Source organism: Streptosporangium sp. NPDC003464 (genome assembly GCF_053588315.1).
Genome location: NZ_JBSFPS010000381.1, coordinates 1 through 7,321, shown reverse-complemented (window position 1 = coordinate 7,321; position 7,321 = coordinate 1). Strand labels below are relative to the sequence as shown.

6 protein-coding genes and 2 pseudogenes are annotated in these 7,321 nt (G+C 72.1%); 4 read left to right on the top strand and 4 right to left on the bottom strand.

Translation table 11 applies throughout. The features are described from left to right. The 3 genes and pseudogenes from ACWDS7_RS44940 to ACWDS7_RS44930 form a co-directional block, all read left to right on the top strand. Positions 1-337, top strand: a pseudogene (locus tag ACWDS7_RS44940) (phospholipid carrier-dependent glycosyltransferase); the annotation flags it as partial. Between the two features lie 112 nt (positions 338-449). Beyond that, a complete protein-coding gene (locus ACWDS7_RS44935) occupies positions 450-1,664 on the top strand; it encodes a hypothetical protein (protein WP_451934279.1) in 1,215 nt (404 codons plus the stop codon). Between the two features lie 156 nt (positions 1,665-1,820). Next, positions 1,821-3,131 carry an AI-2E family transporter gene (locus ACWDS7_RS44930; RefSeq protein WP_451934278.1) on the top strand — a complete coding sequence of 437 codons (1,311 nt, stop codon included), beginning with the start codon at positions 1,821-1,823 and terminating at the stop codon, positions 3,129-3,131. A 111-nt stretch (positions 3,132-3,242) separates the two neighbouring features. Here ACWDS7_RS44930 and ACWDS7_RS44925 read toward each other — a convergent pair whose 3' ends face one another. Together ACWDS7_RS44925 and ACWDS7_RS44920 are read right to left on the bottom strand one after the other, a co-directional pair. After that, complete coding sequence (locus tag ACWDS7_RS44925; protein WP_451934277.1) at positions 3,243-3,947, bottom strand: hypothetical protein; 705 nt, start codon at positions 3,945-3,947, stop codon at positions 3,243-3,245. Next, the gene (locus ACWDS7_RS44920) at positions 3,944-4,516 is read right to left on the bottom strand and encodes an RNA polymerase sigma factor (protein ID WP_451934276.1); all 573 of its coding nucleotides are present in this window, start codon (positions 4,514-4,516) and stop codon (positions 3,944-3,946) included. The genes ACWDS7_RS44925 and ACWDS7_RS44920 overlap by 4 nt, the downstream gene beginning before the upstream one ends. 369 nt (positions 4,517-4,885) lie before the next feature. Here ACWDS7_RS44920 and ACWDS7_RS44915 point away from each other — a divergent pair, with 369 nt between their 5' ends. After that, complete coding sequence (locus ACWDS7_RS44915) at positions 4,886-6,166, top strand: hypothetical protein (protein ID WP_451934275.1); 1,281 nt, start codon at positions 4,886-4,888, stop codon at positions 6,164-6,166. Between the two features lie 98 nt (positions 6,167-6,264). Here ACWDS7_RS44915 and ACWDS7_RS44910 read toward each other — a convergent pair whose 3' ends face one another. Together ACWDS7_RS44910 and ACWDS7_RS44905 are read right to left on the bottom strand one after the other, a co-directional pair. After that, the gene (locus ACWDS7_RS44910) at positions 6,265-6,870 is read right to left on the bottom strand and encodes a hypothetical protein (RefSeq protein WP_451934274.1); all 606 of its coding nucleotides are present in this window, start codon (positions 6,868-6,870) and stop codon (positions 6,265-6,267) included. A gap of 261 nt (positions 6,871-7,131) precedes the next feature. Next, a pseudogene (locus ACWDS7_RS44905) lies at positions 7,132-7,321 on the bottom strand (hypothetical protein); the annotation flags it as partial.

Sequence of the window (7,321 nt, the reverse complement as noted above, 5' to 3'; positions counted from 1 at the left end):
CACCCGCGACTGGCGCGCCGGAGCGGTGCTGCTGGCCTACGCCGTCGGCTGGCTGCCCTGGTTCTACTGGGCCATCGCCGACAACCGGACCATGTTCCTGTTCTACGCGATCCCCATGGTCCCGTTCATGATCCTCGCGATCGTGCTCGCCGCCGGGCTGCTCATCGGCCCGGCGGACGCCCCGCCGCGGCGGCGCGTCGTCGGCGCCTCGATCGTGGGCGCCTTCACGCTCTTCGCGCTGGTCAACTTCGCCTGGCTCTACCCGGTGCTCACCGCCGAGGTCATCTCATACGCGGAGTGGCATTCGCGCATGTTGTTTAAGAAGGGCTGGATCTGACCGTCCGCACATATGAGCTGCTTAGAGCTGATTCCTTAGGGTAGGCGACGTGCACGATCCATTACGTCACGTTCATCGTCAGGGCAGGCCCGCATACGGCAGACTTCGGAGCATGCCTGCACCGGACGTGGCCGCGCTCCTCTCCGAGCTGGAGCGGTCCGAGCCCGACTACGCCGAGCACGCCCGCAGTGCCATCGACTGGCTGACCGGCGGTGAGCCGTTGGAGACCATCACCGAGCTCAACGTGTGCGAGTTCCTGTGGTACACGCTGCCGACCAAGCTCGGCGGAGACCGCCCCGCCGTCGCCCGCGCGCTGGGCAGCCTGCTCCGGCTGGGCGGCCTGGAACGTTACGCCGCGCTCTGCTCCTCCACCACGACGGCGCAGATCCTGCGCACCTACGCCCGTTCCGGCGAGGACGCCGGGACGGCCGCCTACCAGAGCGCCCTGGACGCCACCGGGGTGCTCCCGCCCGACGTGCCCGAGCTGCGGTGGAGCTCGATCATGGGCCCCGAGGAGCTGGGCGCGCACGGCGCCTGCTCCGCCGCGCTGGAGCTGGCCATCGTCTCCGGGGAGCTCACCGCCGGCTCGCCCGAACGGCAGGCGCTGACCCGCCACTGGCTGACCACGCCCCGCGTCGAGCTCGGCGGGGACAACTGGCTCCACCGGGTCCAGGGCGAGCGGCTGAACCGCTGGGTGCTCGGCCGGGGCACCGCCTGGCGCGAGCTGGCCCAGCCCTTCGAGGTGCGCCTGCACGCCCCGATCCCGGCTCCGGCCGGGGAGCACCTCGAAGCGCTGCGGTGGCTGCTGGAGCTGGGCCGACGGCCGGGTGGCATCCCGCTGACCCAGCGGCACAACCTGGCCCGCTCCGTGCTCGCGGAGAGCGGCTGGAGCGGCGCGGAGCTGGCGGCGGTCCGCGAGATGGCACAGGGCCGGATGGGCGCGCTGCGGCGCGCCGGGAGACGGCTGGTGATCACTCCGGCCGGGGAGAGCCTGCTCGGCGACCGCGATCTGCTCTGGGAGGCCGCGGCGGCGGCCCTCCTGGCCCCGGAGCCCGGGGAGGCCGGGTTCCGGGCGTCGGCCCGGGAGGTGGCGCTGATGCTGCTCGCCGACGGCTCCCCCGCCGACCGCGACCGCGTCGCGTCGGTGGTCGACTGCGAGGAGTGGCAGATCCCGGAGGTGGACGCCTCGCTGGCCGACCTGGGGCGGCGCCTGGACGCCTTCGACCTCCGGCGGGCGGGCGAGCTCACCCCGGCGGGCCGGTCGGCCGCCCTGGCGGCGCTGCGGAGCCACGCGCTGCGGCCCCGCCAGTACGTCAACATGAGCTGAGCCCTCAAGTGGCCCCCGCCACCCCCTGGGCCGGGTCCCCGGACGTCCCGCCACGCGCGGACCGGCCCCTCGGGAGCCGTCCCCGCCCCGGACTGGGCCGGGTCCCGCCGCTGCCCAGAGGCGACTAATCCGTCTCATCTCGGGCAGTGGCCGTCCGTGCCCGAGCCCCTCTCCAGTGACCGCGCCGAACCGGCCGCCCCCGCCGGCGGGGCAACCGCCGTACCGGCCGCCCCCGCCGTCGCCGCCGACCCGGCCGCCTCCGCGGCCTCCGCCGCCGGTCCGGACGGACCGATCCTCACCTCGGCCGGCCCCGTGCACCCCCACGGAACCCCCGCCGCTCCGGTCCTCACCTCGGCCGGCCCCGTGCGGCCGCTGGCGGCCGCCGACGCGACCTCCGCCGACGCGGCCTCCGCCGACCTCCCCTTCGGCCGGCCCGGGCGGTCGATGCGCAACAACCCGTTCGTGTTCGGCTTCACCGCCGCACTGGGCGTGCTCACCGCCTGGTGGCTGGTGCAGGCGGTGATGAGCGCGAGTTCGGTGCTGATCCTCATCATCGTCTCGCTCTTCCTCGCCATCGGCCTGAACCCGGCCGTGGAGAACCTGCACAGGCGCGGGCTCCCCCGCCTGGCCGCGATCACCGTGGTCTTCCTCGGCGTCATCGCCGTCTTCGCCGCCTTCGGCCTGGCCGTGGTGCCCCCGCTCACCACGCAGTCCACCGACTTCGTGGCCAAGCTTCCGCAGTACGTCCAGGAGCTGCAGAACAACCCGATGATCCGGGATCTGGACCAGCGCTTCCAGCTCCTGGACAAGATCCAGCAGTATGTGACGAGCGGCGACTTCGGCAGCCAGATGTTCGGCGGCGTCCTCGGCTTCGGCCAGGTGCTCATCGGGGCGGTCTTCAACGCGCTGACTGTCCTGGTCCTGACGCTCTACTTCCTCGGCTCGCTGAACTCGCTCAAGAAGATGGCCTACCGCCTGGTGCCGAGGTCCCGCCGGACCCGCGCCGGCCTGCTCGGCGACCAGATCATCGACAGCATCGGCGGCTACGTCGCCGGGAACCTGATCATCTCGCTGATCGCCGGGGTGACGACCTTCTTCTTCCTGGTCATCATGGAGGTCCCCTACGCCCTGGCCCTGGCCCTCATCGTGGCCCTGACCGACCTCATCCCGATGGTCGGCGCCTTCATCGGGGCCGGGGTCGCCTCCCTCGTCGGGTTCTTCGTCTCACCGACCGTCGGCATCATCTGCGTGATCTTCTTCACTGTCTACCAGCAGATCGAGAACTACTGGATCGCGCCGAGCGTGATGAAGAGCTCGGTGGACGTCCCGCCGCTGGCCACGATCGTCGGGGCCCTGGTCGGCGGCGCGCTGCTCGGCGTGGTCGGCGCCCTGCTGGGCATCCCCATGGTCGCGGCGGTCCTGCTCATCGTCCGCGAGGTCGTCATGCCCCGGCAGGAGAGAGCCTGACCCCGCCACCGACGCCCCTCCGGCCGCGGCACGCGGCAACTGGCACGTGCCGGCCGGAGGGTTCACGGGAGGTACGGCGGGCGCCCGCCGTACCTCCCGTGGATCAGTGGATCAGCTGCCCGGGGGCGGGAACGCCTCGGGGTTCTTCACCGGGTCGCCGATGTCGTTCCAGGACGGGTCGTCGACGACCGTGCACGGCTTGACCGGGCCGTCGATGAGGACGAAACCGAACTGCCAGAGCGCCCTGGGCTTCTCCGGGCCCGAAGTCTGGTCGTCGTTCTCGGTGAACATCATGACCGCGGTCTGCTCCGGCTTGATCTCCTTGGGGTAGATCCTCACCCCGCCGCCGTTGCGGACCAGGTCGTACGCCCTTTCGGAGGGCGAGTCCTCCATCAGCTTCAAAGCCCTGGCCTTGACCTTGGGGTCCTTGCTCCTCAGGTCCGCCGCGTCGACGGACGACGACGGCCCCGCCATCCGCCCGCGGTCGGGGGCGCACCACTTGCCCGGCTTGACGTAGGAGACATCTGCCTTGACGCCCAGCTCGGCCAGGTCCCGTTCGATCTGGTCCGGGTCCCGGAACTCGTTGATCTTCAAGGTCAACGATCCGTCCGGGTTCTGGGTCAGCGCGTACGCCGGGCTCTCCGTCCCGGTGACCAGCGGCACGGCCACCACCGCCGCGGCGGCGATGCCCGCGGCCGCGACCCCCGCCAGCAGGCGGCGGCGCATCTTCGAACGGGCAGGTCCCCGTGCCGCCCGCTCGTTCCGCTCGCCGATCTCTGCCTTCAGCTCCATGAGCAGTCTCTCCTCGAAGTTCATCGGAGTCCTTCCATGACAGCGGGTGGGACGACGCCGGGAACGTGGCGCAGCGACTGGCGGGCGCGGTGCAGCCGGACCCGGGCGGTCCCCTGCCGGATGCCGAGCGCGGCGGCCGCCTCCGCCACCGAGAGCTGGTCGATGGCGACCAGTTCCAGGACGGCGCGCTCGCTCTCGGGCAGTCCGGCCATGGCCTCGAAGGCCCGCCGGGCCGTGCTCTCCGCGTCCAGACGCTCCTCCATGCGCGACAGGTCGTCGGCGTCGAGGAGGCGGCGTCCCCCGATCCGGCCGGCGATACGCAGTTCACGCGCCGCCCGCCGCCATTCGGCGGACAGGGTGTTGCGCGCCACGCCGTACAACCAGCCGATCTCACTGCCCAGGCCGGGGCGGTAGGTGTGCGCCGAGTCGAGCACCGCGATGAACACCTCCGCGACCAGGTCGGCGACCGTGTGCGGGTCGGCCACCCGGCGGGCCAGGAATCGCGTGACCGCTTCGACGTGGCGCCGGTAGAAGGCTTCGAAAGCCTCGGGGTCGGTGGAGATCTCCGCCGACCCCTTCTGTCTGAGGCGCACCGGCCGTGCTCCCTTCGTCGTCCTCCCGAATACATCCCTGCTTGGAAAAAGGCGGACGGAGCGTTACATGGCCGGGCGAAAAGGATCGTTGCCTGGCCGGACGAGGGTGTCAACCACGGGAGCGGGCGCGGTGGATCACGGTCCGGCCGGGCTCCGGACCACAGACGGGGCCGGGCCGATGACCGCCAGGTGCCGGACGCGGGCGGACCGATGACCGCCGGGTGCCGGATCGCCGACGGAGCCGGCCGGTCACCGGGTGGTGGGCGCGGACGGACCGATGACCGCCGGGCTCCGACACGCCCGTGACCGCGTCCAGCCGATCTCCCCGATGGTTTGCGATGGCCGAACGATCATGGAAATGATGGCCGGATGACCACCCCCAGCCCGTTACGGTCCCGGCGGTTCCTGATCTTCGGTCTCGCCTTCGCCGCTCTCCACATCTCCTTCATGTTCGCCGAGCCGAGCCTGCTGGGAAGCGACCCGGAGCCGCCGACGGACCCTCGCGACGTGATCGTCCTCAACGGGGCCGCGGGGACCCTCGCGCCCATCCTGCTGGGGCTGCCGCTCGGGGTGCTGGTCGACCGGGTGCGGCGCCGGTCCGTACTGATGGTGATGGCCCTGCTGGGGACGGTGGCGGTGGCCTCCGTCACGGTGGCCGAAGGTCTGGGCGCGCCCGGCGGTCCGCACGTCACCGCGGTGATCATGGCGACGACCGCCCTGGCGGCGGTGGCATCGGTGGGCCAGGACGCCTACCTGCCGTCCGTCGTCGGGCGTGAGCGCCTGGTCCCGGCGAACGCCCTGCTGTCGGTGCTGCCGCAGCTCCTCCTTCTCCCGCTGGCGCCGGCGCTGTCCTTACTGGACGGGGACGAGTTCGCGCTTCTGGTCGTCGTCAGCGTGGCGATGGCCGGGGCGGCGTCGCTGTGGCGCGGCGTCGCCGCCGTCGAGGAGCCACCGCCGCCCCGGGCGGGGCTGTGGCGGGAGATGGCGGAGGGGATCCGCTTCACCGTGAGGCAGCCGGCGCTACGGGCGATCACCTTGTATCTGGTGGTGTCGGCGCTGTCGGCGGAACTCGCCGACGAAGTGACGGACGAGGCACGGAGCGCGGCCACGGACGCGGCACTGAGCCACATGCCGTGGGGCGAGTTCATCTGGTGGGCGGTCATGCTGCCGCTCTACAGCGCGCCTTTCCTGGGGGCGCTGCTGGCCGTGCTGCTGCACCGGAGGCTCGGCGCCTTCCGGCTGGCCTGGTCGGCCGTGCTGGTGAGCCAGCCGTTCATGCTGCTGCTCGCGCTGTCCGGCACGGGCTGGGGGCATCTCTGGCACCTGATCGGAAGATCCGTCCCGTTGACCGGAACGGTCGTCGTCGCCATCGCCCTGCTCAGCCACCGCCAGGCGATCACGCCCGACCGGCTGCTCGGCCGGGTGGGCGGCCTGCTGCTCGCGCTCACCGCCCTGGCCGACGGCCTGGGAACGCTGCTGGAGGCGCCCGCCGAGTGGCTCGCCGGGCTCGGCGGTCCCTCACCCACGCCGCTGACCCTGCTCCCCGGCCTGGTCCTGGCCACGGTGGCCGCGCTCGCCGCCGCCGTCCCGCTGCTGAGAGCACGGCGCCTCACGGCCGTCCCCGTCCCGGAGACGACGGCCGCCGGGTAAGGACCCGGCACCCGGGTCCCCCGTGAGCCGCGCCCGCCCCCCGTCCGGCGCTGGAGGCGGTCTCGTCGGCGCGCGGCAAGGACGGCGAGCGCGGGGTCTCAGCCGCCGACGGTGAGAGCGACCTTACCGAACTCGTAGAAGGTGTCACCGTTCTCGTCCCCGTTGTGCCAACGGCCGATCATGACCTCGTTGTAGCTCGCCCGTCCGAGGTGGTCGCTCTCCTTCATCGCGGTGGTCCACCTCCGAGAGGCGACCCGCACCTGGGTGTCGCGCCAGTGCACCGTGCCGGTGAAGTACTGCGTCAGGCCGTTCTCGTCGCCGTCGTGCCTCCTGCCGAGGATGACCCGGTCGTTGAAAGCGGAGAAGCGGGAGCTGCTCTCCACAACAGTGGGGCTCCACCCCCCGTTCTTCACGAAGACCGGTTCACCGTCGATGACGATCCGGCCGCACCAGTACGTGGTCCAGCCGTTCTCGTCCCCCTTGTGGTCCCGGCCGGTCAGCACCTCGCCCTCCGGGCAGACGAAGACGCTGTTCGGTTCCCTGAGGCGCAGGGAGGTTCCGGGGAGGATCTCGATTCTCGGTACCGTGACCGCGGATGCCGCCGCGGACGCGGGTGCCACCGGGGCCGCCGCGGACGCGGGCGCCCCGGCCAGCGTGACCAGGGCGGCCGCCGCCATCGCGACGGGCAGGGCCTTCTTGAACATGTCCATCTCCTCCGGTCCGCGTTTGCTCCGTCCGACGCGCGCCGAGAGCACGGTGCCGACGGCCCACGTCACCCCTGCGATCCGGGCCCGGCATGCGTGACCGGTGGCGCCGGTCCCGTCCCGCGGATCGTCCGCGGGTGCCGGAGAAGGCCGGTACAGGGGAGGGATCACATCGTGGCCGTCACCGCGCCGCCGGATCGTCCCTCTGCGGGGTGAGCGCCGCTCCGCCCCGGAGATGACCCCCGGCGCCCCAGCGGATGATCACGGCGACGACGGCTCCACGGAGGCGTCGTCCGGGAGCCGGTAGAGCGTCACCGATCTTCTTGAGCGAGCGTGCCGTGAGCCTCTGCCGACGAGCGTGCCGTGAGCTTCTGCCGAAAGGTCCTGCCAGTCGGCCCAGGTCTTGAGCCGGTCGGCGTAGACCTGCTGGATCATCGGGTGGAATCCCTGC

Bases quoted from the DNA above. Each gene is read 5' to 3' on its own strand.
- ACWDS7_RS44910 (WP_451934274.1), bottom strand. From the start codon at position 6,870: ATGTTCAAGAAGGCCCTGCCCGTCGCGATGGCGGCGGCCGCCCTGGTC.
- ACWDS7_RS44935 (WP_451934279.1), top strand. From the start codon at position 450: ATGCCTGCACCGGACGTGGCCGCGCTCCTCTCCGAGCTGGAGCGGTCC.
- ACWDS7_RS44925 (WP_451934277.1), bottom strand. From the start codon at position 3,947: ATGAACTTCGAGGAGAGACTGCTCATGGAGCTGAAGGCAGAGATCGGC.
- ACWDS7_RS44915 (WP_451934275.1), top strand. From the start codon at position 4,886: ATGACCACCCCCAGCCCGTTACGGTCCCGGCGGTTCCTGATCTTCGGT.